This window comes from Rhodococcus sp. PD04, assembly GCF_035918275.1.
GTDB lineage: Bacteria > Actinomycetota > Actinomycetes > Mycobacteriales > Mycobacteriaceae > Rhodococcus > Rhodococcus rhodochrous.
In genome coordinates, this window is sequence record NZ_CP142143.1 from 5250891 (window position 1) to 5276931 (window position 26041).

General features: G+C 68.7%; 25 protein-coding genes. 13 read left to right on the forward strand and 12 right to left on the reverse strand.

From position 1 onward, the window contains the following. Positions 1-86 precede the first annotated feature (86 nt). Positions 87-2165, forward strand: a complete 2079-nt coding sequence (locus tag U9J23_RS24185) for a PhoX family protein (protein ID WP_059381981.1) — start codon at positions 87-89, stop codon at positions 2163-2165. A 49-nt stretch (positions 2166-2214) separates the two neighbouring features. Here the strand turns inward: U9J23_RS24185 and ggh are convergent, their stop codons facing one another. Then, a complete protein-coding gene (gene ggh / locus U9J23_RS24190) occupies positions 2215-3552 on the reverse strand; it encodes a glucosylglycerate hydrolase (RefSeq protein ID WP_059381908.1) in 1338 nt (445 codons plus the stop codon). Positions 3553-3671: 119 nt separating this feature from the next. After that, positions 3672-4841 carry an LLM class flavin-dependent oxidoreductase gene (locus tag U9J23_RS24195; protein ID WP_059381909.1) on the reverse strand — a complete coding sequence of 390 codons (1170 nt, stop codon included), beginning with the start codon at positions 4839-4841 and terminating at the stop codon, positions 3672-3674. A gap of 166 nt (positions 4842-5007) precedes the next feature. Between U9J23_RS24195 and U9J23_RS24200 the strand changes: the two genes are divergently transcribed. Further along, complete coding sequence (locus tag U9J23_RS24200; protein WP_059381910.1) at positions 5008-6324, forward strand: MFS transporter; 1317 nt, start codon at positions 5008-5010, stop codon at positions 6322-6324. Between the two features lie 52 nt (positions 6325-6376). Here U9J23_RS24200 and U9J23_RS24205 read toward each other — a convergent pair. After that, a protein-coding gene (locus U9J23_RS24205; protein ID WP_370670846.1) for an IS5 family transposase occupies positions 6377-7268 on the reverse strand; the annotation gives its coding sequence in 2 pieces (ribosomal slippage) (positions 6377-6776 and positions 6775-7268; 894 coding nt in all). Positions 7269-7406: 138 nt separating this feature from the next. On the opposite strand from U9J23_RS24205, the gene U9J23_RS24210 reads away from it, so the two are divergent. Next, a complete protein-coding gene (locus U9J23_RS24210) occupies positions 7407-8321 on the forward strand; it encodes a spermidine synthase (protein ID WP_059381913.1) in 915 nt (304 codons plus the stop codon). Then, on the forward strand, positions 8318-9346 hold the full coding sequence (locus tag U9J23_RS24215) for a pirin family protein (RefSeq protein ID WP_370670847.1): 1029 nt from the start codon (positions 8318-8320) through the stop codon (positions 9344-9346). Before U9J23_RS24210 ends, U9J23_RS24215 begins: the two co-directional genes overlap by 4 nt. A gap of 47 nt (positions 9347-9393) precedes the next feature. Here U9J23_RS24215 and U9J23_RS24220 read toward each other — a convergent pair whose 3' ends face one another. After that, on the reverse strand, positions 9394-9684 hold the full coding sequence (locus U9J23_RS24220) for a putative quinol monooxygenase (RefSeq protein ID WP_059381915.1): 291 nt from the start codon (positions 9682-9684) through the stop codon (positions 9394-9396). Positions 9685-9770: 86 nt separating this feature from the next. On the opposite strand from U9J23_RS24220, the gene U9J23_RS24225 reads away from it, so the two are divergent. Then, positions 9771-10391, forward strand: coding sequence for a class I SAM-dependent methyltransferase (locus U9J23_RS24225; protein ID WP_059381916.1), 621 nt, complete (start codon positions 9771-9773; stop codon positions 10389-10391). Between the two features lie 3 nt (positions 10392-10394). Here U9J23_RS24225 and U9J23_RS24230 read toward each other — a convergent pair whose 3' ends face one another. Together U9J23_RS24230 and U9J23_RS24235 are read right to left on the reverse strand one after the other, a co-directional pair. Continuing rightward, on the reverse strand, positions 10395-11837 hold the full coding sequence (locus tag U9J23_RS24230; protein WP_059381917.1) for a flavin-containing monooxygenase: 1443 nt from the start codon (positions 11835-11837) through the stop codon (positions 10395-10397). A gap of 3 nt (positions 11838-11840) precedes the next feature. After that, positions 11841-12851, reverse strand: a complete 1011-nt coding sequence (locus U9J23_RS24235) for a PHP domain-containing protein (protein WP_059381918.1) — start codon at positions 12849-12851, stop codon at positions 11841-11843. A 40-nt stretch (positions 12852-12891) separates the two neighbouring features. Between U9J23_RS24235 and U9J23_RS24240 the strand changes: the two genes are divergently transcribed. Further along, the gene (locus tag U9J23_RS24240; RefSeq protein ID WP_039584416.1) at positions 12892-13596 is read left to right on the forward strand and encodes a SanA/YdcF family protein; all 705 of its coding nucleotides are present in this window, start codon (positions 12892-12894) and stop codon (positions 13594-13596) included. A 10-nt stretch (positions 13597-13606) separates the two neighbouring features. Beyond that, the gene (locus U9J23_RS24245) at positions 13607-14278 is read left to right on the forward strand and encodes an SDR family oxidoreductase (protein WP_229583042.1); all 672 of its coding nucleotides are present in this window, start codon (positions 13607-13609) and stop codon (positions 14276-14278) included. A gap of 21 nt (positions 14279-14299) precedes the next feature. Here U9J23_RS24245 and U9J23_RS24250 read toward each other — a convergent pair whose 3' ends face one another. Genes U9J23_RS24250 through U9J23_RS24260 form a run of 3 tightly spaced genes read right to left on the reverse strand, consistent with a single transcriptional unit; the run spans position 14300 to position 16755 of the window. Then, the gene (locus tag U9J23_RS24250; RefSeq protein ID WP_106200936.1) at positions 14300-15355 is read right to left on the reverse strand and encodes a DUF6777 domain-containing protein; all 1056 of its coding nucleotides are present in this window, start codon (positions 15353-15355) and stop codon (positions 14300-14302) included. Positions 15356-15364: 9 nt separating this feature from the next. Next, the gene (locus tag U9J23_RS24255; protein ID WP_326600837.1) at positions 15365-16372 is read right to left on the reverse strand and encodes an alpha/beta fold hydrolase; all 1008 of its coding nucleotides are present in this window, start codon (positions 16370-16372) and stop codon (positions 15365-15367) included. Beyond that, entirely contained in the window at positions 16372-16755 is a 384-nt protein-coding gene (locus U9J23_RS24260; protein ID WP_059381922.1) for a nuclear transport factor 2 family protein, read from the reverse strand. Before U9J23_RS24260 ends, U9J23_RS24255 begins: the two co-directional genes overlap by 1 nt. Positions 16756-16897: 142 nt before the next feature. On the opposite strand from U9J23_RS24260, the gene U9J23_RS24265 reads away from it, so the two are divergent. From U9J23_RS24265 to U9J23_RS24275, 3 genes are all read left to right on the forward strand, one after another. Beyond that, positions 16898-17725, forward strand: coding sequence for an alpha/beta hydrolase (locus U9J23_RS24265; protein WP_059381923.1), 828 nt, complete (start codon positions 16898-16900; stop codon positions 17723-17725). A gap of 64 nt (positions 17726-17789) precedes the next feature. After that, positions 17790-18386, forward strand: a complete 597-nt coding sequence (locus U9J23_RS24270; RefSeq protein ID WP_085468646.1) for a CsbD family protein — start codon at positions 17790-17792, stop codon at positions 18384-18386. Between the two features lie 59 nt (positions 18387-18445). After that, positions 18446-19105 (forward strand): hypothetical protein, encoded by a 660-nt coding sequence (locus tag U9J23_RS24275; RefSeq protein ID WP_059381925.1) that lies wholly within the window; start codon positions 18446-18448, stop codon positions 19103-19105. Positions 19106-19203: 98 nt separating this feature from the next. On the opposite strand, the gene leuS is transcribed toward U9J23_RS24275, so the two are convergent. Continuing rightward, the gene (leuS, locus tag U9J23_RS24280) at positions 19204-22071 is read right to left on the reverse strand and encodes a leucine--tRNA ligase (protein WP_059381926.1); all 2868 of its coding nucleotides are present in this window, start codon (positions 22069-22071) and stop codon (positions 19204-19206) included. A gap of 96 nt (positions 22072-22167) precedes the next feature. Between leuS and U9J23_RS24285 the strand changes: the two genes are divergently transcribed. Together U9J23_RS24285 and U9J23_RS24290 are read left to right on the forward strand one after the other, a co-directional pair. Then, on the forward strand, positions 22168-22572 hold the full coding sequence (locus U9J23_RS24285; RefSeq protein WP_059381927.1) for an SdpI family protein: 405 nt from the start codon (positions 22168-22170) through the stop codon (positions 22570-22572). Between the two features lie 60 nt (positions 22573-22632). Continuing rightward, entirely contained in the window at positions 22633-23586 is a 954-nt protein-coding gene (locus U9J23_RS24290; RefSeq protein ID WP_326600838.1) for a DUF1648 domain-containing protein, read from the forward strand. A 24-nt stretch (positions 23587-23610) separates the two neighbouring features. On the opposite strand, the gene U9J23_RS24295 is transcribed toward U9J23_RS24290, so the two are convergent. Further along, complete coding sequence (locus U9J23_RS24295; protein WP_326600839.1) at positions 23611-24228, reverse strand: YqgE/AlgH family protein; 618 nt, start codon at positions 24226-24228, stop codon at positions 23611-23613. 13 nt (positions 24229-24241) lie between these two features. After that, positions 24242-24910, reverse strand: a complete 669-nt coding sequence (locus U9J23_RS24300; protein WP_059381929.1) for a TetR/AcrR family transcriptional regulator — start codon at positions 24908-24910, stop codon at positions 24242-24244. A 166-nt stretch (positions 24911-25076) separates the two neighbouring features. On the opposite strand from U9J23_RS24300, the gene U9J23_RS24305 reads away from it, so the two are divergent. Further along, positions 25077-26027: an NAD-dependent epimerase/dehydratase family protein gene (locus U9J23_RS24305; protein ID WP_106200926.1), complete on the forward strand. Its 951-nt coding sequence runs from the start codon at positions 25077-25079 to the stop codon at positions 26025-26027. Positions 26028-26041 lie beyond the last annotated feature (14 nt).

Below are 26041 nucleotides of genomic sequence, written 5' to 3' on the forward strand. Positions count from 1 at the left end.
CTCATCGGGTGTTCACCTTCTCGTTCCGTCCGACTCGCCTGACGCTCCTACGGTTCCGGCGTCGAACCGATTCCGAGGAGATCGTTGTGGCCCGTAGAGTCCTGCCCCTGTTCGTCACGCACGACGGCATATCGTCGCGCTCGAACATCACGTGCAAGTACAAGTGCGGGGACGCCTGTTCGCATGCCGTCCCGAACACCTCCCGCGGTGAATATTTCGGCGACATCGTGCGCGCTGCCGTCTCGCGTCGCGGGGTCCTGCGGGGCGGTGCCTCGGCCGTACTCGCCGTCGGCGCCGGTGGCGTCCTGACGGCCTGTGCTGACGATTCCGCCGCGGCCGCCGGCAGTGACACCGCGGCGGCCGGTGATCTCGGTCCGGTGCCCGACGGCACGAACTTCACGGCGGTCGCACCGAACACCGATGACGCGGTGACGGTTCCGGAGGGATACGAGAACGACGTCGTCATCCGCTGGGGCGATCCGGTACTGCCCGATGCACCGGCCTTCGACATCGGCAACCAGACGGCGACCGCGCAGGAGAAGCAGTTCGGGTTCAACAACGACTTCGCCGGTCTGCTCCCGGTGGACGGCCGACCCGACACCTACCTGCTCGTCGTCAATCACGAATACACCACCGAACCCTTCATGTTCGCCGACTACGACCCGGACGACCCCACCGAGGAACAGGTGCGCATCGGCATCGCCGGCCACGGACTGTCGGTCGTCCAGGTGAAGGGCGAACCCGGGACCGGCCGACTGACACCGGAATTCGGCGAGTACAACCGTCGTATCACCGGAACCACCGAGCTCCTCCTCGCCGGCCCGGCCGCGGGCAGCGACCTGCTGAAGACCACGGCCGACCCGACGGGCACGCGGGTCGCGGGAACGTTCAACAACTGCGCCGGCGGGCTCACCCCGTGGGGCACCGTGCTGTCGGGCGAGGAGAATTTCGACCAGTACTTCGCCAACGCCGAGAGTGTGACCGACCCGGTCGTCGCCGAGCGTCTCGCCCGGTACGGACTCGAGGGCGCGGACACCGAACGGAAGTGGGAACGGTTCGACAACCGATTCGACATCGCCGCGGAACCCAACGAGGTCAACCGGTTCGGATGGATCGTCGAGATCGATCCGTGGGATCCGAACTCGGTGCCCGTCAAGCACACCGCGCTGGGGCGGTTCAAGCACGAAGCGGCCACCGTCCACATCACCGGCGACGGCACCGTCGTGTCCTACAGCGGCGATGACGAACGCTTCGACTACATGTACAAGTTCGTCTCGTCGCGGAAGATGCAGCCCGGGAACTCACGAGCGGCGATGCGGCACAACATGACCCTGCTCGATGCGGGAACACTGTACGTCGCGAAGCTCAGCGGCGACCATCCGGACGAGATCGACGGCTCCGGAAGGCTTCCCGAGGCCGACGAGTTCCGAGGCAGTGGCGAGTGGATCCCGCTGCTGCGCGCGAACGAGGACGGCAGCGCCGAGTCGCTGGTCGACGGCATGAGCGCCGAGGAGGTCGCGGTGTTCACCCGGCTCGCGGGCGACAGGGTGGGCGCGACGAAGATGGATCGTCCCGAGGACTTCGAACCGAATCCGGTGACCGGCAAGGTCTATGTCGCACTCACCAACAACACCAAGCGCGGCGTCGACGGTGCCGCGCCGGCCGACGAGGCGAATCCGCGCGAGAACAACAAGAACGGTCAGGTCCTCGAGATCGACGACGACCACGCGGGTACGTCCTTCACGTGGACGCTGCTGCTCGTGTGCGGGGATCCGAACGAGGCCGACACCTACTTCGGCGGCTTCGACAAGTCGCAGGTCAGCCCGATCTCGTGCCCCGACAACCTGGCCTTCGATTCGTACGGCAACCTGTGGATCTCGACCGACGGCAACGCACTCGGTTCCAACGACGGGCTGTTCAGCGTCGTCCTCGACGGACCGCGCCGCGGTGAGACGAAGCAGTTCCTCACCGTGCCGATCGGTGCCGAGACGTGCGGCCCGATCGTGCAGGACGGGCGGGTCGTGGTGTGCGTGCAGCATCCCGGGGAGACGGACGACGCGTCGTGGGCGTCGCCGGCCTCGCACTGGCCCGACGGAGGTGACTCCCAGCCGCGTCCCGCCGTGGTCGCCGCATGGAAGTCGGACGGCGGACGCATCGGGGTCTGACACCTCGTGCGTGGTTCCGGTGGCGCTCGCTACCGGGACCACGCACGGTTCATCCGAGCCAGTCCAATACCGCTGCGGCGGTCCACGACTGCTGCATACTGCCGAGCGGGTCGCCGGTGAACGGCTCGTAGTACTCGGCGAAGGTGCCGTCACTCGCCTGCCGGAGCCCTTCCGCGCGAAGCACGTTCGCGCGTTCCGCCCAGCCGCGGCGCGCGAACGCCCACGAGAACAGCCACGTCATCACGGGCCACACCGGCCCGCGCCAGTACTCACGGGGACGGAAGTCGCCCGAGACGGGGGAGGTCGACGGCGGTACCGCATAGCGGAGATCCGGGTGCCCGCAGAACTTCGGTCCTTCGAAGGTGCGCAGCAAGGCGCGCTCGGCCTGCCGGTCGAGACCGCCGCACAGCAACGGCGCGAACATCGCGAGGGTGTCGGTGGCGACCCACTTCCCGCTGCGCAGATCGAAATCCTTCGCCGCGCCCGTGCGCGGATCGGTCGTGGCGATCACGCCCTTCCGGAACCGCTCGGACCACGAATACAGCTCACGCACATCCGCATTGGGCCGGGAATGTTCCTCACCGATGGTCGCGAGCACCTCGCACGAGAGCGAGAACACCGCACTGACGAAGACGTCCTCCACGGCGAAGCTCATGGCCTTCGCGAGCACGTCGTCCTCGTAACGCGCCGTCTTCATCTCCTCGAGCAGCCACAGATAGCGCGCGTATTCACGATCGCTGGGCCGCTGGGTGGCGTCGGCGACGTGCTCGAGATCCTCACGATGGAAGGGTGGCACCGGACCGGCGACGACGTTGGCGTACGCCGCATCCCAGCGCGGGGAGTTGTCCATCCCCGACTCCCACCCGTGGTACAGCGCGATGCGGCCGTTACCGTCGAGATCGCGCGCGTGGGCGAGCCAGCGGTGCCAGCGCACCAGATCCGCCCACCGGCGATCCAGGAACTCCTCGGCGACAGCACGTGTCGAACGACCGTGCCGCCGTGAATGCTCGAGGATGCGCTGCACGGCGATGGCGTGCACGGGGGGCTGCGTGATGCCCGAGGTCTGCACCTGGGCCGGTGCGTGCGCGGCCAGTTCGGACACCGCCCAGCGTGCCGGGCCGGGAAAGTAGCCGTCGACACCGTTGGCGAAGACGATGTGCGGGATCATCCCGTTCTTCCACTGCGCCGAGAGCAGGGTGTCGAGTTCGACCACCGCCCGTTCGACGCTCAGCGGCGCGAGCCCCACGGCGACGAACGCCGCATCCCAACTCCACATGTGTGGATAAAGCTTGGGAGCGGCACTCGTCATGGTGCCCAGGTCGTTCCCACGCAACAGGTACGCCGCGCGCGCGGCGAGCTGTGTCGGCGTGAATCCTCGGTCCGGCATGGCCCCATTCTCTGTCCTGCGGACGGATCCGCACGACGAGGGCCGCAGCTGTAACAGCGCCGACACATTTCGTGCCGGCGCTGTGTCGAGCTGTGCTGTATCGAATTGTCAGGGGAGCGTCAGTGAGCCGCGGGCAGGAAGGCCGTCGAACCCGACAGGTCGCCCGAGCGGACGGAGGCCGGCGCGAGCAGGCCGCGACGCTCGAGGATCGGGCGGACGCCCTCACCGAAGCGGTAGGCCTCCTCGAGATGCGGGTAGCCCGACAGCACGAAGTGGTCGAGACCGATCTCGGCGTACTCGGCGATGCGGTCGGCGACCTCCTCGTGGGAACCCACGAGCGCAGTGCCCGCGCCACCGCGGACGAGTCCGACGCCCGCCCACAGGTTGGGCGAGACCTCGAGGCTGCGGGCGTCCTTGCTCGCGGCGTAGGCGCTACCGCCGCCGTGCAACTCGACCATGCGGCGCTGGCCCTCGGAACCGGAGCGGGCCAGGCTCTGCTGGGCCTTCTCGATCGTCGCGGGATCGAGCGCGGAGAGCAGGCGATCGGCCTCGGCCCACGCCTCCTCGGAAGTGTCGCGGCTGATGACGTGCAGGCGGATGCCGTAGTCGAGGGTGCGTCCCTGGATGTCGGCGAGTCCGCGGATCCACGCGATCTTGTCGGCGACGGCGGCCGGCGGCTCACCCCACGTGAGGTAGGTGTCGCAGAACTGCGACGCGACGGTGCCGGCAGCGGGGGAGGACCCGCCGAAGAAGAGCGGCGGCACCGGATCGGGGATGCGCTGGAGCTGGGCGTTCTCGACCTGGATGTACTCGCCCTTGAAGTCGACCGGGCCGTTGCCCGCCCACAGGCGCTTGATCACGTCGAGGTACTCGCCGCAGCGCGCGTAGCGCTGGTTCTTGTCGAGGAAGTCACCGAAGGTTCGCTGTTCATGGTCCTCACCGCCGGTCACGACGTTGAGCAGCAGGCGTCCCTGCGACTGCCACTGGAAGGTCGCGGCCATCTGCGCGGCCAGCGTCGGGCTGATCAGCCCGGGGCGCAGCGCGACGAGGAACTTGAGGGTCTCGGTGGTGTCGATCAGCATCGCCGTCGTCAACCAGGCGTCCTCGCACCACGCGCCGGTGGGGGTGAGGACCGATTCGAAGCCGCTCGACTCCGCGGCGGCGGCGATCTGGTTCAGATACCGCAGCGTCGCCGGACGATCGCCCGACATCGAGCTGCCGTGGCCTCCTGCCATGAGGTTTCGCGAGTCGCCGTAGGTGGGCAGGAACCAGTGCATATGCAGAGACAAGACGAAGTCCTCGAGTCGACGGCAGGCAATCGTGATGTCCAGGAGAACAGCCGTCGAGGGGGCCCGGCAACATTTGCAATCAGCATGATCGGAACCCGTGCGTGAATGTGTCGGACGTGGTTAGCGTCGCCGGGTTGCACGCTGTCCACCACCGGGAATCGAGTCCATGACCACGCTGTCCCAGCCCAGTTCCGCACCCGAGTCCGATCTCGATCGTCGCAGGAGACTACGCACCGTGGTCGCGGCGAGCCTGCTCGGCACCACGGTGGAGTGGTACGACTTCTTCCTCTACGCGACGGCCGCCAGCCTGGTGTTCAACCAGCTGTTCTTCCCCGACCAGAGTTCGTTCGTCGGCACGATGCTGGCCTTCGCGACCTTCGCGGTGGGCTTCGTGGTCCGCCCCATCGGCGGTGTCGTCTTCGGCCACATCGGCGACCGGATCGGACGCAAGAAGACCCTCGCCCTGACGATGTTCATCATGGGCGTCGCCACCGCGCTGATGGGCGTCCTGCCCACCCACGCGCACGTGGGTGTGGTCGCACCGATCCTGCTGCTCCTGCTGCGCATCCTGCAGGGCTTCGCGCTCGGCGGCGAATGGGCCGGGGCCGTGCTGCTCGCCGTCGAGCACAGTCCGGAGAAGAAGCGTGGTCTGTTCGGCAGCATCCCTCAGGTGGGCCTCGCGCTCGGTCTCGCGTTGGGCACCGCGGTGTTCGCAGCGTTGCAGGTGGTCTTCGACGAGCAGCAGTTCCTGTCGTACGGCTGGCGGATCGCGTTCCTGCTCAGCCTCGTCCTCGTCGCCGTCGGTTTCGTCGTGCGCCTGAAGGTCGACGAGACCCCGGCCTTCCGCGAGGTGCAGGAACTCGCGAAGAAGTCGTCCGCGCCGCTCGTGGACGTCTTCCGGCCCGGCGTGCGCCGCAGCACCGTTCTCGGTCTGTTGTCGCGGTGGGGTGAGGGCGCGGCGTTCAACACGTGGGGCGTCTTCGCCATCACCTACGCCACCAAGGACCTCGACTTCGAGAAGGTGCCGGTGCTCCTCGTCGTCACCCTCGCCGCGCTGGTCATGGCCGTGCTGCTCCCGGTCTCGGGCACCCTGGTCGACCGGTTCGGCGCGAAGCAGGTCTACACCGTCGGTATCGCCGCCTACGGCATTGCGGTGTTCCCGACCTTCGCCCTGTTCGGCACGAACAACCTGTTCTGGTTCGCCGTGGCGATGATCCTCGTGTTCGGCGTCGTCCACGCCCTGTTCTACGGCGCGCAGGGAACGCTGTACGCGAGCCTGTACCCGGCGGAGATCCGCTACACGGGCCTGTCGGTCGTCTACCAGTTCTCCGGCATCTACGCGTCGGGCATCACCCCGATGATCCTCACCGCGCTCATCGCCGTGGCCGGCGGTCCGTGGCTCGCCTGCGGCTATCTCGTCCTCACGGCCGTGATCAGCGTCGTTGCGACCACCATGATGCGCAAGGAGGACCTCCACCTCTGATCCGCGGCGAAGGAGGGGCCGGTACTAGGGCGTGTTTCAAAAGGTCGCTGCCTCATAGCCACTGACTGATTGCGGCGATCTGGACGGTGGCCAGATACCGCACTGCGAGCTTGTCGAAGCGGGTGGCCACCGCCCGGAACTGCTTGAGTTGGTTGATGCCGCATTCGACGGCATGCCGCTGTCGGTAGACGGTGCGGTCGAAGACCGGTGGTCGCCCACCATCGGAGCCGCGGTTGCGGCGGTGGGCGAGCTGATCGGACGGGATCGCAATGGTGGCTCTGATCCCACGTTTACGCAGGTAGTCCCGGTTCGCCCGGGAGCTGTAGGCCTTGTCCGCCAGCACCCGATCCGGTCGCGTGCGCGCCCGGCCGGCACCGAACCGCGGTACCCGGATCGCGTCCAACACGGCGGTGAACTGCGGACTGTCCCCGTGCTGACCGGCTGTCAGTAGCAGCGAGCGGCCGTCGATGCTGTTCGCACGCCAGATGCAGCTTCGTCGTCCATCCACCCCGGGAGCGACCCAACGCGTGGTCGGCCGGTTCGGTCACGACACCGCCGGGCGGTTCGACCTGCTCGCTGCCCTCGCGGCGGGCGCCGGCGGCGTGCTGATGCGCCCGCATGATCGTCGAGTCGACGCTGACGTCCCAGGCGATCTGGTCGGCGGCGTCGGCGATGGTCTGCAACCGGGTCAGCACGTGTGCCCAGGTGCCGTCACGTTGCCAGCGGCGGAACAGCCCGTAGACGGTTTGCCAGGGACCGTAGCGGTCCGGGACGTCCCGCCACGGGGCGCCGACGCGGATGCGCCAGCGGATCCCGTCGATGAGCTGGCGTTTCGGCCACTTCGGTGGACGGCCGATCTTCGACACGGGAGGCAGCAGCGGAGCCAGACGCGCCCACTGCGCGTCGGTGAGGTCCGCTCGCCCCGCTACCGCTACGCTGGGCACGAGGTCTCCGAGATATCCAGGTTTTGCTTGGTCGCTAAACCCAGATACCGGAGGCCTCACTCATTCCCTGACTGCGACACCGCTTCCTGCAGAAAACCGGTTCAAGATCACTTTTGAAACATGCCCTAGGCTCGTCGTATGAGCAGGCAACGAGGTGGCCGCGCCGCATCGTCGCCGCGCAAGGAGAAGACCGGTGCACCCGGCGGCCCGGTCGAAGGGTTGTACGACATCGACACGGGCACGTGCGAGCTCGTCAAGGACCGTTATCTCGCCGACGGTTGGGTGCTCGAGATCAACGGGGTGCCCAGCTCGCACATCGACCTGAGCGACCCGGCCCTGCTCGAGTTCGAGTACATGCGGTGGATCGCGATGCTCGTCGAGAGCAGGTTCGAACGCGACTCGAGACTGCGCGTGCTGCATCTCGGCGGGGGTGCGTGCACGATGGCGCGTTACTTCGCCGCGGTCTATCCCGACGCGCGGCAAGTGGTCGTCGAGATCGACGGTCGCCTCGCCGAACTCGTCCGCCACTGGTTCGACCTGCCCCGCGCCCCGTTGCTGCGCATCCGGGTGGGGGAGGCCCGGCAGGTCCTCACCTCACTGTCCGATGCGAGCCGCGACGTGATCGTGCGGGATGTCTTCGCCTACAACCGCACTCCCGTCGCACTCACGACCCTCCAGTTCACGCAGCACGCCCGGCGCGTGCTCGCGCCCGGCGGTGTCTACGTCGTCAATTGCGGCGATTTCCGCGACCTGGCAGTCGCGAAGCGCGAGGCCGCGACGATCGGTGAGGTCTTCGAACACACCGTGATCATCGCCGACCCCGCGATGCTCAAGGGACGTCGTTACGGCAACGTCGTCATCGCCGGCAGCGACCTGCCGCTCGGCGACTCCCCGGCCCTGGCCCGCGACCTGCTCGGCGGTGCCGTCCCGGCACAGATCCGGCTGGGTGACCAGGTGGAGAAGTTCGCCGCCGGGGCGCGTGTGCTCGACGACAGCGAGGCCACCACACCACCCGGAACAAAGAGCACGGGCACGGAGTTGCACGGGTCATGACGTCAGCAGCCCCTACTCCGGTACTCCAGGTCTTCCGGCTCGGTATGCCCTGGCAGACCATCGATCCGTTCCTGTTCGTCGCGCACCATGTCGACGCGTATCCGGCGGGCAACGACGAACTCGGACCCGACGCGTCGCTCGACGGCCGCCCGCTCGGCCAGGACTTCGGAAACCCGGCGGGCTGGAGCATGTACCACGGAACCACCGTCCCGGGATTCCCCGGCCATCCGCACCGCGGCTTCGAGACGGTGACCTTCGTGCGCTCGGGTTTCGTCGACCACTCCGATTCGGTGGGTGCGGCGGCGCGTTTCGGTGAGGGCGACACGCAGTGGCTCACCGCCGGAAACGGCATCGTCCACAGCGAGATGTTCCCTCTGCTGAACAAGGATTCGGGCAATCCCCTCGAGCTGTTCCAGATCTGGCTGAACCTGCCCGCCGAGTCGAAGACCGTCGACCCGCACTTCTCGATGCTGTGGAACGAGGACACCCCCACCGTGACGGTCGCGGACGAGGACGGACGCACCGTCTCCATCCGCGTCATCGCCGGTGAGCTCGACGGCGCGACTCCGCCGCCGCCCCCGCCGAATTCGTGGGCATCCCGACCCGGCACCGACGTCGCGATCTGGAACATCGATCTGTCGTCCGGTGCGCGCTGGGAACTGCCGGCCGCACGCGGTGAGCAGACGCAGCGGGTCCTGTACGTGTACAACGGTTCCCCCGTGCGGATCGGTGATCGGACGATCGAGTCCGGGCACGGAGTGGTCGTCGACGCGTCGGTGCCGGTACACCTCACCGGTGGCGACGAGGGCACGCAGATCCTGATGCTGCAGGGTCGCCCGATCGGCGAACCCGTCGTGTCGTACGGCCCGTTCGTGCTCAACGACGAGGCCGGGGTCCGGCAGGCGTTCGAGGACTACCGACGCACCGGATTCGGCGGATGGCCCTGGGACAGCGACGGTCCCGTGCACGAGCGTGACGCCGGCCGGTTCGCACGGTATCCCGACGAGCAGCTCGAGCAACGCTGATCGCGTGCGCAGATCCTGTCGATCTCCGGCCGGATCCGCGACGAGAACTACTCGTTCGTCGGCTGCACGTCCGGGACGAGGTACTCGGACACCTCCATCGACCGGATCTCCCGGGCCTGATCGTCGTCGGGTCCGCTGCCGCGAAAGTCGTCGAGATGTGCCCGTGACTCCCACCGTTCGTAGATGCAGACGCGATCGGGTTCGATCAGGTCGGCGGTGACGGCGAAGTCGAGGCAGCCCGGCGCTCTGCGGGCCGCCTCGACGGCGGCCCTGCAGGTCGCCAGGTAGGCCTCACGCCTGTCGGCGTCGACGGTGAGATGTCCTGCGACGATGATCATGGATCCCCTCCTGTGGTGACTGCCTCGTCGTGGATAGGACCTGCGAACGGGGTCGAACTCATCGCGGCCCGTCGTACGATGCCGGGGTGACCCAGCCCGGATACGACGTCCTCGCGGATCTGTACGTCGAGCTGTTCCCCGATCCGTACCTGACGCCGCTCGAACGCCACACCGTCGCCGCCTTCGCCGAGATGGTGTGCCAGAGCCAGGTGCAGGGTGTCGTGCTGGACGTGGGTTGCGGACCCGGATACGTGGCCGCGGATCTCGCCGGACGCGGACTCGACGTGATCGGCCTCGATCCCAGTACGCAGATGCTGCGCATCGCGCGGGACGCCCACCCCGCCCTGCGATTCGTGCGGGACGACGCGCGACTCGCATCCGACGATCTCCGCGGTGTGGTTCCGAGCGCGATCATCGCGCGGTTCAGCCTCATCCACGTTCCGCCGCTCGAGATCCCCAGGGTCCTGGCCGGGTGGGCGGAGAGGATCCCGCCCGGGGGCGTGGTGCTCGTCGCGGGGCAGACCACCGACGAGCCGGGTGAGGTGGTCGAGTTCGACCACGCGGTGGCGCCGGCCTGGCGGTGGCACCCGGATCGTCTCGCCGCGGCCTTGTCCGACGCCGGATTCGACGAGGTGTGGCGGACGGTCGGCCGTCCCGACGCCGACCATCGCTTTCCCGACGTCCACCTGGCGGCGCGCCGGCGCTGACCGTCAGGGCGTGAACTGCATCGATTCGTCGACACGCCCGAGCCGCATGGTGGGCAGGTCGAGGAGATAGTTCTGCCGCATCAGCCATGGGCTGCGCGAACCCTGCTTGGGCAGAGCACCTTCCGCGCGGTGGATGTAGCCGGCGTCGAGACCGAGCAGCGGGCGGGTGCGACCGTCGCCCGAATACCTCGGCACCGCCGAGCGGTAGCCGTTGCGGCGCATGTACCGCAGCAACCGGCACACGTACAGGGACGCGAGATCGGCGCGCAGGGTCCACGACGCGTTGGTGTAACCGAGGCACATCGCGGCATTGGGCAGGCCGTCGAGCATCATCCCGCGGTAGATGAACCGGGTGGAGAGGTCGATCTTCTCCCCGTCCACGACGAACTCGATCCCCCCGGCGGGCACCAGTTGCAGACCCGTTGCGGGAATCAGGATCTCGGCCTCGAGTTCGCGGCCGGACTCGAGGCGGACGCTCTTCTCGGTGACGGTGTCGATCCGGTCGGTGACGATCTCGGCGTTCCCGGCGCGCAGGGTGCGGAACAGATCGGAGTCGGGGACCACGCACAGTCGCTGATCCCACGGGTCGTAACGCGGTGAGAAGTGGGGATCGACCGGGATCCTGCCGCGCAGGCGACGTTCGGTGAGAGTGCGCAGCACGCGTTTCGCAGCCGACGGGAACCGCTGACAGAACTGGTAGAAACCGAGGTTGACCACGACGTTCTTCGTCCGCACCGCGCGATGGGCCACCTTGTCGGGCAACAGGCGTCGTATCCGCGTCGCGATCGGGTCGCGCGCCGGCAGCGACATCACGTAGGTGGGGGAGCGTTGCAGCATCGTCACGTGTTCGGCCTTCTCCGCGAGCGCGGGCACGAGAGTGACGGCCGTGGCGCCGCTGCCGATCACCACGATCTTCTTCCCCTCGTAATCGAGGTCCTCGGGCCAGAACTGCGGATGTACGACCGTACCCGCGAAGTCCTGCAGGCCGGGGATGTCGGGGAGGTATCCGGACTCGTAGCTGTAGTAGCCGCTGCAGAGATAGAGGAAGGAACAGGACATCTCGACGGTACCCTGCCCGGTCGAGGCACGCACCGTCCACCGGGCATCATCCGACGACCAGGATGCGTCGATCACCTTGTGGCCGAAACGGATCTGCCGGTCGATGCCGAATTCTGCAGCGGTGTCGCGGATGTACTGCAGGATGTCGGGGCCGTCGGCGATGGACTTCTCACCCCGCCACGGGCGGAACGGGAATCCGAGCGTGTACATGTCGCTGTCCGACCGGATCCCGGGATAGCGGAACAGATCCCACGTACCGCCGATCGCGTCGCGACTCTCGAGGATGGCGTACCCCAAATCCGGGCACTGTGTCTGCAGCCGGTAACCGGCATCGATGCCGGACAGCCCGGCTCCCACGATCAGTACGTCGACGTGTTCCACGCGCATCCCCTACCTGTCGGTCCACGCCAGCAGGTCGTCGACCTCCCAGGTGTTGATCACCTGTTCGGGTTCGACGCCCCGCTCGGCGGCACGTTCGCAACCGTACCCGAGCCAATCGAGTTGTCCCGGTGCATGTGCATCGGTGTCGATGGAGAACAGGCAACCCATCCCGAGTGCGAGATCGATGAGACGCGACGGCGGGTCGCGGCGTTCGGGCCGGCAGTTGATCTCGACGGCGGTGTCGTGATCGCGACACGCGGCGAAGACCTTCTCGGCGTCGAACTTCGATTCGGGACGGCTTCCGCGACCCCCGCCGACGAGCCGGCCGGTGCAGTGCCCGAGGACGTCGACGTGGGGATTCGCCGCCGCACGCAGCATGCGTTTCGTCATCACCGACCGGTCGGCCCGCAGGTTCGAGTGCACGCTCGCGACGACGACGTCGAGTTCGGCGAGCAGCCCTTCGTCCTGGTCGAGCGATCCGTCGTCGAGGATGTCGACCTCGATACCCGTGAGAATCCTTGCACCATCGGCGTTCCCGTTGATCTGCGCGACGACGCCGAGTTGCGAGCGCAGCCGCTCCGCGGTCAGACCGTTCGCAACCTTCAGACGGGGGGAGTGGTCGGTGAGAGCGAAGTACTCGTGCCCGATCATCATCGACGCGACGCGGTGCATCTCGTCGATCGGGCTGCCGCCGTCGGACCAGTTCGAGTGGGTGTGCAGGTCGCCGCGCAGGGACTCGAGCAGGTCGCGGGCGCCTCGTCCGATCGGTTCGGCCTCCTCGCGCAACTGCTCGAGATAGGCGGGCACTCCGTCGAACGACTCGCGGATGACGGTGGCGGTCTTCTTCCCGATGCCGGGCAGATCGGTCCACGAGTCGGTCTTCCGCAGAACCTCCCGCTTGTGGTCGCTCACGTCGGCGAGCACCTCCGCCGCGCGTCGATAGGCCTGCACACGGTAGGTGTCGGCGTGTTCGCGTTCGAGCCAGAAGGCGACTTCGCGGAGTGCGTCGACGGGGTCCACCCCTCCATTGTGGCCGCCGGGCGTCCGTAATCTGGGACGCATGCTCGAATCCGTCCGGCCGTCGTCCCTCCTCGGTGCGGTCTCCGCACTGGCCGTCGGTGCGGTGTCCGCGCTGACACTCGTCTCCGCCCGCGTGGCGTCCGAGGCGAAGGGCCTCATCTACGAGGTGGACGACGCACCACCCGCCCCGGTGGTGATCGTGCCGGGCGCGCGGGTGCACGAGGGCCGTCCGATGCGGGTGCTCCGCAGCCGTCTCGACGTCGCCGTCGCGTTGATGGAACGGGGACGGGTGCAGGCCGTGCTCGTCTCGGGCGACGGGGCGGGAACCTCGGGCGACGAGATCGCGGCGATGATCGCGTATCTCGTCGAGCAGGGTGTCAACCGGGAACGGATCGTCGCCGACCCGTACGGTCTGGACACCTACGACACCGCCCGGCGCGCCGTCGCCACCTACGGCGTGCGGCATGCATTGATCACGACCCAGGCCTTCCACCTTTCGCGCGCGGTGGCGTTGTGCCGGCGGGCGGGAATCGACATCGCCGGAGTCCGCGCCGCGAACGACGTGCGACCGCGCACGCGGCTGAGGAATCTGGCGCGCGAATACGTGCTGTCACGACCCAAGGCGTTCCTCGAACTCCGGTTCCCTCGCGACCCGGCGGTGTCGACCCCGCCGGACGACCGGCTCGCCGAGATCCTGGCCGGTCTCGAGCACGGTGCGGTGGCCGCCCCGCCCTCGGCTTCCTAGGCTCGTGATCATGCGCCCCACAGCTCTCGTCACCGGAGGGGGTCGCGGTCTCGGCGCCGCGATCGCCCACGAACTCGCTCCCACCCACGATCTGCTCCTCGGCGGCCGACGTCGCGAGTCGCTCGATGCGATCCTCGAGGAACTGCCCGACGCCACGCCGTGGCCCGTGGACCTGCTCGACCACGACGCCGTCGCCGCGGCCGCCGCCGACATCGACCGGCTCGACGTGCTCGTCCACAATGCGGGCGTCGCCGAACTGGGCACGATCGCCGACAGCGAGCTCCGGCAGTGGCGCGAGACGTTCGAGGCCAACGTCGTCGCCGTGGTCGCCCTGACGCAGGTGTTGCTGCCTGCCCTGCGGGCCGCGAACGGGCACGTGGTGCTCATCAATTCGGGGGCGGGGTTGCGCGCTCGCCCCGGGTGGGGTGCCTATGCCGCGAGCAAGTTCGCGTTGCGGGCGTTCGGCGACGCGCTGCGCGAGGAGGAACCCGCACTGCGGGTCACCTCGATCCACCCGGGCCGGATCGACACCGACATGCAACGCGCAATCGTCGCGTCGGAGGGTCGCGAGTACGACCCGTCGCAGTTCCTCAGCCCCGGCACGGTGGCGCGCGCGGTACGGCAGGTCGTCGAGGCACCGGTCGACGCCCACCCCACCGAGGTCGTCCTGCGTCCTCGCTGACGACTCGGAACGACTGACGATTCAGAAGGGCAGTGGGATCACCACCGGGGGAGCGCCCGGGATCTGGATCTGGATCTGCGGCGGTGGCGGCGCGGGAGCCCGCGGCGCCGGCGGAGGTGCCGGGGCCGGTGCCACCACCGGGGGCGGTTCCGGAGCCGGCGGCGGTGGCGGTGGTTCCGGAGCGGGTGGCGGCGGCGGTTCCGGAGCGGGTGGCGGCGGTGGCGGCGGTGCTGCGGCTTCCGGCACCGGAGCGCGTCGCGGTGCGGGAACGGGTGCCTGCAGCGCCTCGGTCTCCGGCCGGGTTTCCTCCGTGGTCTCCGGTGCGGCCGGAGCCGTGGTCTTCGGCAGTGCCTCACCGACCGGCACGGGGACCATCGCACCGGTCGTGATGTCGACGACCTCCAGCTCCCGCACGGGAGTCGCGGCGGGCTGGACGACGAACATCCGCTCGGCATTCAGGCCGGGCCATTTCGGGCCTTCGAGTTCGTCGTTGCCGGTGAGCACCGGCGCGGACAGCGGATTGCCGCGCACGCACCGCACGCGCGGAACGCCGAGTTCATCGACGAGGACGATCGTGCCGCGCTCCAGCAGCGACTGCACGGGCCGCGCGGCACCGTCGCGGTACTCGTGCATGGTCACCCGGGTGTCGGCGCGCAGGAGGACCGCGGTGAGGGTGTCGGTGTAGCCGCGGATGTCGGGCACGCCGAGAACACCGCGCCACGCTTCGGCCTTGTCCGGGTCTTCTTCCAGATGGAGGACGAGGGCTTCGCGGTCGCACAGGGGCCGGTCGAGACTTCCCCCGTAGAGGGCGGGGCGATCACCGGGGACGGCCGGGGTTCCGGCGGTCGCGGTGACCGGGTCGCCGCCGTCCTCGACGACCTCGGGGGGTGGGGGCGGCACCGCGACCGGCACCTGGGGTGGCACGAGACGCGGCGTCCACGGGTCGTCCTGCGCGGTGGCGACATGCAGGTGCACGGGCGTCGTCGTCTCGACCGAACCGCCCGACGAGCAGGCACCCGCCACCAGTGCCGTCAGTGCGAGTGCCAGACCGAATCCACGAACCGTGTCGCTGGCCACGCCGTCATGCTAGGTCGATGATCGCCGGTGAAAGTGCTGTTCGGCGGTTCTCGTCGGTATCCGGATCCCGGAGACGAAGCTCAGGAGAAGCTCGTTCACCTCGTCGCGACGTTCCATCTGCACGAAATGCCCCGCGCCCTCGAGCAGGTGGGCGCCGCGCAGATCGGGGACGAAATCACGCATCCGTTCGAGCGCCGACGGTCCCGACATCGCGATGACCGGATCCCGGTCGCCGGCCACGAACAGCGTCGGTACCTGCACTTTCGCACCCTCGTAGGGACGCGACGCCTCCCAGTTCGCGTCGTAGGCGCGGTACCAGGACAGGCCTCCGCGGAATCCGGTGCGGGCGAACTCGGCCGCGTAGTGGGCGAGTTCGTCGTCGGCGAGCCAATCCCACGGCAGGTCGGGAGCGGTGGGCAGCACGTCGAGATATCCGCGTCCGTCGGACGGATGCGACCACACATCGAGATAGCGGTATCCGCCCGAGAGGGCGAAGAACAACCGCTGCAGGAATTCGCGCGGGTGGGGATCGAGTTCCGCTTCCGCGACCCCCGGTTCCTGGAAGTAGTGGAGGTGGAGGAAATGCTTGTCGGCGAGACCGCGGAAGATCTCGCTCGGTCGCACCGGCATCCGGTCGGGCGAGTAGGGCACCGCGAGCAGGACGAGACCGGCGACGCGATCCGGATGTCGCAGCGCCGTCGTCCAGGCGACGGGCGCACCGAAGTCGTGACCGACGACGACCGCGCTGTCGATGCCGAGGACGTCGAGCAGCCGAACGAGGCGATCGGCGACCGCGACGTTCGTGTACTCCTCGACCTCCCGGGGCCGGCCGGTGCGGCCGTAGCCGGGCATGTCGGGGGCGACGGCACGGTATCCGGCGGCGACGAGCGCCGCGAGCTGGTGCCGGTAGCTGTACCCCAGTCCGGGAAATCCGTGGCACATGACGACCGCGGGCCCGTCACCCCGATCGTCGATGTTCCACGTGAAACCATCGACCTCGACGATGCGGCTGCCCATCAGGAGGCGGGGACGGTCTGCATGTCCTCCTGGCTCCAGAACGCCCTCATGCTCGTGATCCTCGCGTCGTCGTCGAAGGTCATCACGTCGACGACCTCCATGATCAGATCCTGCTCACCTAGGTGCGTGACCAGGCGGAACACGAAAGCGGCGTTGTTCTCCGCGATCTTGAGGGTGATCACCTCACCGGTCTGCGCGAGTGGTTCGACCACTCCGTAGAACTCGCGGATCTCGGCCTCGGTCGCGCGGACGGGTGTGCCGACCGGATCCTCGACGGTCGCGCCCGGTGCGTACAGGGCGAGGACGTCGTCGACGGTGCCCGAGGCAACGGACTTCACGTAGTTCTCGACGGTGGCGCGGATCGCGTCCCGACTCGGTGACATGAGGTCTCCTTCGTTCGAATCTGGAACACGTTTCAATCGACGGTAGTGGGCCGGTTCCGCGGATGCACTCACGATTCCCACTCGGAAGACCCCGCGCCGGAGGACGATGACATCGCCATCACCCGGAACGATCGGAGACCCGATGATCGACGCTGTCGCCTTCACCCTCGACGGACACGCCGGCGCCCTCGCAGCGCGCAAGTGGGTCGACGAGACCCCGCGCTACGTGGCGCTGCTGTGCCACGGTTACGGCGAGCACTGCGGACGCTACGAATACGTGGCAGCGCGCCTGGTCGCCGACGGCGCCGCCGTCTATGCGGTGGACCACATCGGTCACGGTCTCAGCGACGGCGAACGCGTTCTGATCGACGACTTCGAGAAGGTGGTCGACGACTTCCGCCTGCTCGATCTCACGGCGCGACGCGAACATCCCGACCTGCCGGTCGTGCTCGTCGGGCACTCGATGGGCGGCATGATCGCCGCCCGGTACGCGCAGCGATACGGAGCGGAGCTGACCGCGGTCGTCCTGTCCGGGCCGGTCCTCGGCAGGTGGGCCACCGTCGACGCCCTGCTCGCGGCCGAGGAGATCCCCGACACCCCCATCGATCCGTCCACCCTCTCCCGCGATCCCGAGGTGGGTCGCGCCTATGTGGCCGACCCGCTCGTCTGGCACGGCCCGTTCGAGCGCACCACCGTGCAGGCGCTGAAGACCTGCATCGACACGATCACCGCCGCCGGTGCCGTCGACGACGTGCCCGTGTTGTGGCTGCACGGTGAGGACGATCAGCTGGTTCCCCTCGACGGCACCGCCACCGGATGGTCGTCGCTGGCAGGTCGCGGGTCGTCGTCGAAGACCTATCCCGGGGCACGACACGAGGTCTTCAACGAGACGAATCGGGACGAGGTCCTGGGCGATGTCGTCGACTTCGTCGGCACGCACATCCACCCTCTCGAGCCTCTCGAGGATTGAACCCGACCGTGCCGGGCTACCCCACTCCATGGGGCCGTCCCCTTCGTGTCCCGTACGGAAGGAGATGACCGTGGTCGAAGACAGTCCATCCGACGGGGCTCGCCCTGGTCCGGCCGACAAGGCACGCCTCGGGTTGAAGCAGACCGTGTTCGGCAAGGCGAAGGAGGTCGCCGGCGCTCTGACCGGCAACGATTCCCTCACCACCGAAGGCCGACTCGAGCAGGAGCAGGCCCGGCAGACCAGGAAGGCCGACACACTCTCGCACATGGCCGAGGCCGAGAGCGACGAGGCGGTCGAGCAGCTCGACGCCGTCCGCGAGGCCGGACAGCAGGAACGCGAGGCCGTGCAGCAGCGGACCGACGCCGTCGAGTCGCAGGTCGAGCAGGAGGCACGGATCCGTAAACAGGCCGCCGATCTCGAATGTCAGGAGAACATCGTCCGAGGGCGGTCCGACGCCGTCCGCGAGGCCACCGCCGCCGAGCAGCAGGCACGCCGTGAGGAGAACGACCAGGTCACGGATGCCGCCGCCGAGGTCGCGGCTGCCGACGAGGACCACCGGCGCGCCTCCCACGACGCCGAACGTGCACGTCTCCAGGCCGAAGAGGAACGCCGCAAGGCCGAAGCCCTCGAACGCACCTTGACCGACGAGCCGGAGCGCTGACGAACACCACCGACATTCCCTACCGGAGCTGTACCCCCATCGAAGTTGGAGATGCGCCCATGAACCTCACCACCCTGCCCAAGAGCGTTCTGCGACTGCAGTACAAGATCGCCCGTTTTCCGCTGGGACTGCTCGAGCAGCAGTTGCGGTTCCTGCCCACCGACGCCCCGCCGCGCCTGATGTACGAGCGGGGACTGGGCATGCTGGACGGCATCGTCGGCAGCGTGCTCGACGATCAGGAGATCGCGACGCGCGGGGCACTCGCCACCGAACGCGCCGAAGCGGTGAAGCGCGCGGAGAAGCTCGACGCCCAGGCCGCGGCCGAGAAGCGCGCGGCGGACGCCGAACTCCGCCGGACGCGTGAGCGCGCCGAAGCCGAACAGGAAGCTGCACGGCGCGACCGCGAGAAGGAGGTCCAGCAGGCGCGGGAGCGTGCGCAGGAACGCGCGAAGCAGGCTGAGAAGGAAGCCGAGCAGAAGAAGGCCGCCGAGACGGCGAAGGCCGATCAGGAGGCCGCCGCGAAGCGCCGTGCCGCCGAGACGGCGAAGAAGAAGGACGAGGAGCGCATCAGCAAGGCCGAGGAGGAGGCCGCCGAGCCGGCCAAGGTCTCCCTCAAGGAGGCCGTCGCCAAGCAGCTCGAGGCGAAGGAGGCGGAGGAGCGCGCACACGATGCGGGCGAGGTCGCCGAGTTCGAGAAGATCGAACACAAGAACCCCTGAGCGCGAAGTGCTCTCGGTGAAATTCGAGCGCACAGCACAGAGACGACGAGACCCCGGTGCACAGGATGCACCGGGGTCTCGTCTGTCGGAAGCTGTTGCTACTTCACGACATTGACCATCTTTCCGGGAACCACGATCACCTTGCGCGGTGCGGCACCGCCGAGCAGGTCGGCGATCTTCTCGTCCGCGAGCGCAGCGGCCTCGATGGCGTCGGGCGCGGCATCGGCCGGGACGGTGATGCGGCTGCGCACCTTGCCGTTGACCTGGATCGGGTACTCGACGCTGTCCTCCACGAGCCACTTCTCGTCGGCGACCGGGAACGGGCCGTGCGCAAGCGATTCGGTGTGTCCGAGACGCGACCACATCTCCTCGGCGAGGTGCGGGGCGACCGGGCCGAGCATGAGCACGAGCGGTTCGACGGCGCTGCGCGGCGCACCCGACGGGTACTGCTTCGTCAGGTGGTTCGTGTACTCGATGAGCTTGGCGATCGCCGTGTTGTCGCGCAGGTGGGTGAAGTCGTCGGACACACCCGCGACCGTCCTGTTGAGTGCCCGCAGCGTGTCGTCGCCGGGGGTGTCGTCGGTGACGCGCAGCGCACCGCTCTCCTCCTCGACCACCAGACGCCACACGCGCTGCAGGAAGCGGTGCGCGCCGACGACGTCCTTGGTCGCCCACGGACGCGACTGGTCGAGCGGACCCATCGACATCTCGTAGACGCGCAGGGTGTCGGCACCGTACTCGTCGAAGATCTGGTCGGGGCTGACGGAATTCTTGAGCGACTTGCCCATCTTCCCGTACTCGCGAGCGACCTCCTGCTCACCGTCCGGGCCGGTCCAGTAGAACTTGCCGTCGCGCTCGACGACCTCCTCGGCCGGCACGTACACACCGCGCGAGTCGGTGTAGGCATAGGCCTGGATGTAGCCCTGGTTGAACAGGCGACGGTACGGCTCCGAGGAAGTGACGTACCCGAGGTCGAAGAGCACCTTGTGCCAGAACCGCGCGTACAGCAGGTGCAGCACCGCGTGCTCGACACCGCCGACGTACAGGTCGACGCCACCCGGATCGTTCGGGCCGTGCAGTTCCGGCCGCGGGCCGGTCCAGTATGCCTCGTTCTCCTTGTCGCAGAAGGCTTCCGAGTTGGTGGGGTCGATGTAGCGCAGCTGGTACCACGAGCTGCCGGCCCACTGCGGCATCACGTTGGTGTCGCGCGTGTAGCGCTTCAGGCCGTCGCCGAGATCGAGCTCGACGTTCACCCAGTCGACCGCCTTCGCGAGCGGCGGGGACGGTTCGGAGTCGGCGTCGTCCGGATCGAACGAGACCGGCGCGTAGTCCTCCACCTCCGGAAGTTCCACGGGCAGAGCGGATTCGGGCAGCGGGTGAGCGCGTCCCTGCTCGTCGTAGACGATCGGGAAGGGCTCGCCCCAGTACCGCTGCCGCGCGAACAGCCAGTCGCGCAGCTTGTACTGGATGGTGCCGCGCCCGGTGCCCTCCTCCTCGAGCTTCGCGACGATCGTCTTCTTCGCCTCGGCGACGTCGAGACCGTCGAGCAGGCCGGAGTTCACCAGCACACCGTCGCCGGTGTACGCCTCGGTGGTGACGTCGCCGCCGGAGATGACCTCGCGGATGGGCAGACCGAAGGCGGTCGCGAACTCCCAGTCGCGCTGGTCGTGGCCCGGAACGGCCATGATCGCGCCGGTGCCGTAGCCGGTGAGGACGTAGTCGGCGATGAAGATCGGCAGTCGCTCGCCGTTGACCGGGTTCACGGCGTAGGCGCCGAGGAACACACCGGTCTTCTCCTTCGACTCCTGCCGCTCGAGATCGGACTTCGCGGCGATCGACGCGCGGTAGGCGGCAACCGCGGCGGCCGGATCGGCGGCACCGCCGGTCCAGCGCTCGTCGACACCCTCGGGCCAGGACGCACCGACGATCCGGTCGACGAGTTCGTGCTCGGGCGCGAGGGTCACGTAGCTGGCACCGAACAGGGTGTCGGGCCGGGTCGTGAACACCTCGATCGCCGAGTCGTGGTCGGCGACGGCGAACTTCACCTGGGCACCGTGCGAACGCCCGATCCAGTTGCGCTGCATGGACTTGACCTTGTCGGTCCAGTCCAGGTGCTCGAGATCGTCGATCAGGCGGTCGGAGTAGGCGGTGATCCGCATCATCCACTGCCGCAGGTTCTTCCGGAAGACCGGGAAGTTGCCGCGCTCGGAGCGGCCGTCGGCCGTGACCTCCTCGTTCGCGAGCACCGTGCCCAGGCCCGGGCACCAGTTGACGAGCGAATCCGACCGGTACACCAGGCGGTACGAGTCGATGACGTCGGCGCGCTCACCCTCCGACAGCGACGCCCAGTCACGTCCGTCCTCGGGACGACGCGTGCCGTCGGCGAACTCGGCCTCGAGTTCGGAGATGCGGCGCGCCCGGCCGGCCTCGCGGTCGTACCAGGCGTTGTAGATCGTCAGGAAGATCCACTGCGTCCACCGGTAGAAGTCGACGTCGGTCGTCGCGACCGAGCGACGCTCGTCGTGCCCGAGACCGAGCCGGGAGAGCTGCCGCTTCATGTTCGTGATGTTGGCCTCGGTGGTCGTGCGCGGGTGCGTGCCCGTCTGCACGGCGTACTGCTCGGCCGGCAGGCCGAAGGCGTCGTAACCGAGGGTGTGCAGCACGTTGCGGCCCTGCATGCGGTTGAAGCGCGCGTACACGTCGGTGGCGATGTACCCGAGCGGGTGCCCCACGTGCAGGCCCGAGCCCGAGGGGTACGGGAACATGTCCTGCACGAAGAGCTTGTCGGAGGGCACCTCGCCGGCGAGATCGCCCACCGGATTGGGGGCGTGGAAGGTGCCGCGCTCGCGCCAGAGCTCCTGCCAGCGCTGCTCGATCCGCCCCGCAAGCTCGGCGGTGTACCGATGCTGCGGAGTGCTGCCGGGTTCGTGCTGGGAGGTCTGTTCGGGACGGGTCACGGTGATCACTATCTACTCGGCCGGGCGTGTGAGTGCTCCTACCAGGGTAGAACGTGCCCGCACCCGCGCAGACCGGTGGCACCACCGGCCGCGTATCCTGGTCGGGTGCTCATCGTCGCTGTCCTGCTCTTCGTGCTCGCTCTCGTCGTCGGCGCGGTGGGTGTCGCGGCACTGACCGGCAAGCTCCCGCGCAACCGCTGGGCCGGTGTGCGCACCCCCGACGCGCTGCGTGACGACGACGCCTTCACGCTGGCCAACAAGGTCGCCGCGCCCAGCATGCTCGGGTCCGCGGTGCTCCTCGCCCTCGGTGGAGTCGCGTCGCTGACCCTGCCCACCGTCGCCGGGATCATCGCGGTCGTCGTCACCGTGGTGGCCGCCCTGATCACCGCCGGAGCCGGCGGATCCGTCGCAGCGCGGGTCGCTGCGGCGACCAAGCCGGAGGAGACGGCCGGCTGCGGTACCTCGTGCGGCGCGTGCAGCCTGCGCGGGGCGTGCGAGCCGACCGCCTGACGGTTCGGCGAGAGCGGAACGAGGACGGCCCGGTGGAGGCCCGCACCCTAGGCTGAGCCCATGACGACGCGTCAGGTCGACCCCGTGGGTGTGCTGCTCGGGCTGGTCGTTCCGTTGCTGTGTGCCGTGGCCGTACTCGTGCTCACCCGTTCGTGGCTTCCACGGTTGCCCGGTGAAATTGCCACGCACTGGTCGGGCACGGCCCCCGATTCGTTCGGCCCGCCCATGACCTCGGCGTGGACCGCCGCCCTGCTGATCGTGCTCGTCGGGGGTGGGTGCTGTGCGATCGCCGCGCTCGCACAGGCGCAACTGCTCATGCGCCGCTACATGCTCGCGGTCGGTCTCGGGGTCACCGGGACGATCACCGCGCTGTTCCTGGCCGGTCTCGCCGGGCAGCTCGACACGACCGACGCCACGCAGGCCGCGTTGGAGGGTCGGCCGGCGGTGCTCGGCATGTGGGCGGGTGTCGCGGTGGGCTGGTTCGGGGGACGGCTCCTGCGCGACGGCCGGGAGCGGAAGGCGGCGACCGCCGCTCCGGATCCGTCACTGCCGCGTGGTCGCGCCGAGCTGCCGATCGTCGAGCAGGTGGGCACCGGTGCGGGCACCACGGCGGGACTGTCGCTGCTCGTCCTGATCCCTGCACTCGTCGTGTGCGGTGCGACGCAGAGCTGGTGGCCGCTGGGCCTGATCGCACCCGTCGGTCTGCTCGTGCTGGGTCTGCTGCGCTACACGGTGGTGGTCGACGCGGACGGGATCCGGGTGTCGAATCTGGCCACCGACGCGCTCGGATACGACCTCGACGAGATCGTCGGCGCGAAGGTCACCGAGACCCGCCCGTTCCAGGACTGGGGCGGCTGGGGGCTGCGGGCCAAGGGTGGCAAACGGTACGGCCTGGTCACGCGCACCGGACCGGCGGTCGTGGTGACCACGGCGTCGGGACACGAATTCACCGTGACCGCAACGAGGGCCGAGGAGATGGCCGGCGCGATCAACACTCTCGCCGACGCCCGCTGACCGGTCCCGGTCGTCCGCCGGGACTCAGTTGCGTTCGACCTCGATCGGGTGGGTCGCGAGCAACGCCATCGGCAGCGGCTGCCGGCGCAGCACCCTCGCCCACAGGTCGAGGTGCGCGGGGGCGAGCACGTCCGCGGGCAGTGCCGAGACCACCATCCAGTCGTCGTTGCGCAGTTCGCCGTCGAGCTGACCTGCGCTCCACCCCGCGTATCCCGCGAAGATCCGCACACCCTCGACATAGTGGGCGATGTGCCCGGGATCGGCGTCGAGGTCGATCATCACCACTCGGCCGTCGACGTGGCGGATGCCGGGGACGTCGGTGATGTCGGCCCCCACCCGCAGCGTGCCGAGGCACAGTGCCGAACTGCGGTGGACGGGGCCGCCCACGAACAGGGTCTTCGGTTCGGCGGCGAGCCACGACCACTGCGGCAGCATGGCGTCGACGGAGGTGTCGCTGATGCGGTTCAGGACGACACCGAAGCTGCCCGCGTCGGTGTGCTCGATGATGTAGACGACGGTGCGGCGGAAGATCGGCTCGGTGAGATCGGTGGCGGAGACGAGCAGGCTGCCGGCCCGCACCCTGGGTGTCGAGGGTGCGGTGCGGTCCTCGGGTTCGTCCTGATGCTGCGCCACGTCAGCCATTCTGTCACCGCCGTCACCGGCGCGTGGGGTGGAACCCAACGGTCTGTGCCAACAAGGTGAGATGATGTTCGAACAGGACCTCACGGTCCGGAAATGTGTCGGGGCCGTACTGCCCGAAGACCTCGAAGCTCACGGACCCGAACAGTGACGGCCATGCCCAGAGACCGCGTGCCAGTACGGAATCCGGGGCGGTGAGGGAGAATTCCTCCCTGATCCGGCCCAGCGGTTCCCCCAGGTTCTCCGGCGGTGGGGTACCGGCCGTGTCGTCCAGTACACCCGCGGCGTGGGCCTCGTCCACGATCCGGGCCAGTCGCAGGACCACGCGGATACCGGGTGCGGTGGTGCGTTCGGCGGGGGCGGCGTAGCCGGGCACCGGGCTGCCGTACAGCAACCCGTAGCGGGCGGGTTCGGCCAACGCCCACGAGCGCACGGCACGGCCGAGGGTGAGGAACCGTTCGCGGTGGTCGGAGGGGTCGACCGCGTCGACGGCTCGGTCGACACTGTCGCCGAGTTCGTCGTAGGCGTCGACGACGAGGAGGGTGAGCAGCTCGTCGCGGCTCGAGACGTAGCGGTAGACGGCGGAGGAGACGACACCCAGGTCGCGGGCGACGGCACGCAGCGACAGCGCCGCCGCTCCGTGGGTGCCGAGATGTTCGCGGCCGATCCGGAGGATGTCGGCCATCGTCTGTGCGCGTGCGCGCGCCCGTGGTGTCGTCACCCGGCCATTCTGCCGTCAAACAGAGAGCACCGTCAACAAACGAGAGCACTGCTCTTGACAAGCGCGTCTACATGGAGGATCGTCGAAGCCATCAGAGAGCACTGCTCACACTTTTCGGAATCGAGGAATCATGTCGCATCTCCAGGTGGTCGCAGGAGCCGGACCCGTCGGCTGGACCGTCGCCGAAAAACTTGCCGCACAAGGACATCGAGTGCGTGTTCTCACCCGATCGGGCAGCGGGCCGGAAGATCCGGGTATCGAACGCCTGCGCGTCGATGCCACCGACCCCGAGGCCGTCGCCGCAGCCCTCGTCGACGAGGACGGACTTCCCACCGACGCCGTGTACATGTGCGTCCACGGCTCGGCCTACCGCGCCGACGTGTGGGCACGCGAACTCCCCGTCGCCGAGCGCGTCGTCCTCGACGCCGCCGCGAACCTGTCGGAGAAGACGGTCGTCGTCTTCCCCGAGAGCCTCTACTCGTACAGCGAACCCGACCGCGTCATGACCGAGGACTCACCCCGTGAGGCCGACACCGGCAAGCGCGGCGTCCGGCGGCAGCTCCTCGCGGCCCGCGCCGCCCATCGCGCACCGACGGTGAGCGTCGTGGCATCGGACTTCTTCGGTCCGCGGGCACGGAGCGCGATGGCCGGAGAACGCATGGTGCCCACCGTGCTCGCCGGCAGGAAGGTGCGGGTGCTCGGTTCGGCCGACCTCCCGCACTCGTTCACCTACGTGCCCGACCTGGCCGCGGCGATGATCGCAGCTGCGGGGGAGCCGGCGGTGTGGAACACCGTGATCCACGCACCCACCGGACAGGCCGTAACACAGCGTGAGATCGCCACCGCCTTCGCCCGGGCCGCCGGCCTGCCCGCGCCCGCGGTGGGGACGATCCCGTCCTGGCTGCTGCGGGCCGGGGGCGTCGTGAACCGGGACATGAAGGAACTCGCGGAGATGCTCTACCAGTTCACCGCTCCGTTCGTCATGGACTCGACCCGCACCGAACAGGTACTCGGCCTGTCACCCACCCCGCTCGACGAAGCGGCGGCAGCAACCGTCGCGTGGTGGCGCGCCCGCGGGTGAGTCGCGCGGCACCG

What these genes read in the sequence shown, in the direction of transcription:
- ggh (WP_059381908.1), bottom strand. Translation starts at nt 3,552, where the DNA reads ATGCCGGACCGAGGATTCACGCCGACACAGCTCGCCGCGCGCGCGGCG.
- U9J23_RS24200 (WP_059381910.1), top strand. Translation starts at nt 5,008, where the DNA reads ATGACCACGCTGTCCCAGCCCAGTTCCGCACCCGAGTCCGATCTCGAT.
- U9J23_RS24210 (WP_059381913.1), top strand. Translation starts at nt 7,407, where the DNA reads ATGAGCAGGCAACGAGGTGGCCGCGCCGCATCGTCGCCGCGCAAGGAG.
- U9J23_RS24215 (WP_370670847.1), top strand. Translation starts at nt 8,318, where the DNA reads ATGACGTCAGCAGCCCCTACTCCGGTACTCCAGGTCTTCCGGCTCGGT.
- U9J23_RS24220 (WP_059381915.1), bottom strand. Translation starts at nt 9,684, where the DNA reads ATGATCATCGTCGCAGGACATCTCACCGTCGACGCCGACAGGCGTGAG.
- U9J23_RS24230 (WP_059381917.1), bottom strand. Translation starts at nt 11,837, where the DNA reads ATGCGCGTGGAACACGTCGACGTACTGATCGTGGGAGCCGGGCTGTCC.
- U9J23_RS24240 (WP_039584416.1), top strand. Translation starts at nt 12,892, where the DNA reads ATGCTCGAATCCGTCCGGCCGTCGTCCCTCCTCGGTGCGGTCTCCGCA.
- U9J23_RS24245 (WP_229583042.1), top strand. Translation starts at nt 13,607, where the DNA reads ATGCGCCCCACAGCTCTCGTCACCGGAGGGGGTCGCGGTCTCGGCGCC.
- U9J23_RS24255 (WP_326600837.1), bottom strand. Translation starts at nt 16,372, where the DNA reads ATGGGCAGCCGCATCGTCGAGGTCGATGGTTTCACGTGGAACATCGAC.
- U9J23_RS24260 (WP_059381922.1), bottom strand. Translation starts at nt 16,755, where the DNA reads ATGTCACCGAGTCGGGACGCGATCCGCGCCACCGTCGAGAACTACGTG.
- U9J23_RS24265 (WP_059381923.1), top strand. Translation starts at nt 16,898, where the DNA reads ATGATCGACGCTGTCGCCTTCACCCTCGACGGACACGCCGGCGCCCTC.
- U9J23_RS24270 (WP_085468646.1), top strand. Translation starts at nt 17,790, where the DNA reads ATGACCGTGGTCGAAGACAGTCCATCCGACGGGGCTCGCCCTGGTCCG.
- U9J23_RS24275 (WP_059381925.1), top strand. Translation starts at nt 18,446, where the DNA reads ATGAACCTCACCACCCTGCCCAAGAGCGTTCTGCGACTGCAGTACAAG.
- U9J23_RS24290 (WP_326600838.1), top strand. Translation starts at nt 22,633, where the DNA reads ATGACGACGCGTCAGGTCGACCCCGTGGGTGTGCTGCTCGGGCTGGTC.
- U9J23_RS24295 (WP_326600839.1), bottom strand. Translation starts at nt 24,228, where the DNA reads ATGGCTGACGTGGCGCAGCATCAGGACGAACCCGAGGACCGCACCGCA.
- U9J23_RS24300 (WP_059381929.1), bottom strand. Translation starts at nt 24,910, where the DNA reads ATGGCCGACATCCTCCGGATCGGCCGCGAACATCTCGGCACCCACGGA.
- U9J23_RS24305 (WP_106200926.1), top strand. Translation starts at nt 25,077, where the DNA reads ATGTCGCATCTCCAGGTGGTCGCAGGAGCCGGACCCGTCGGCTGGACC.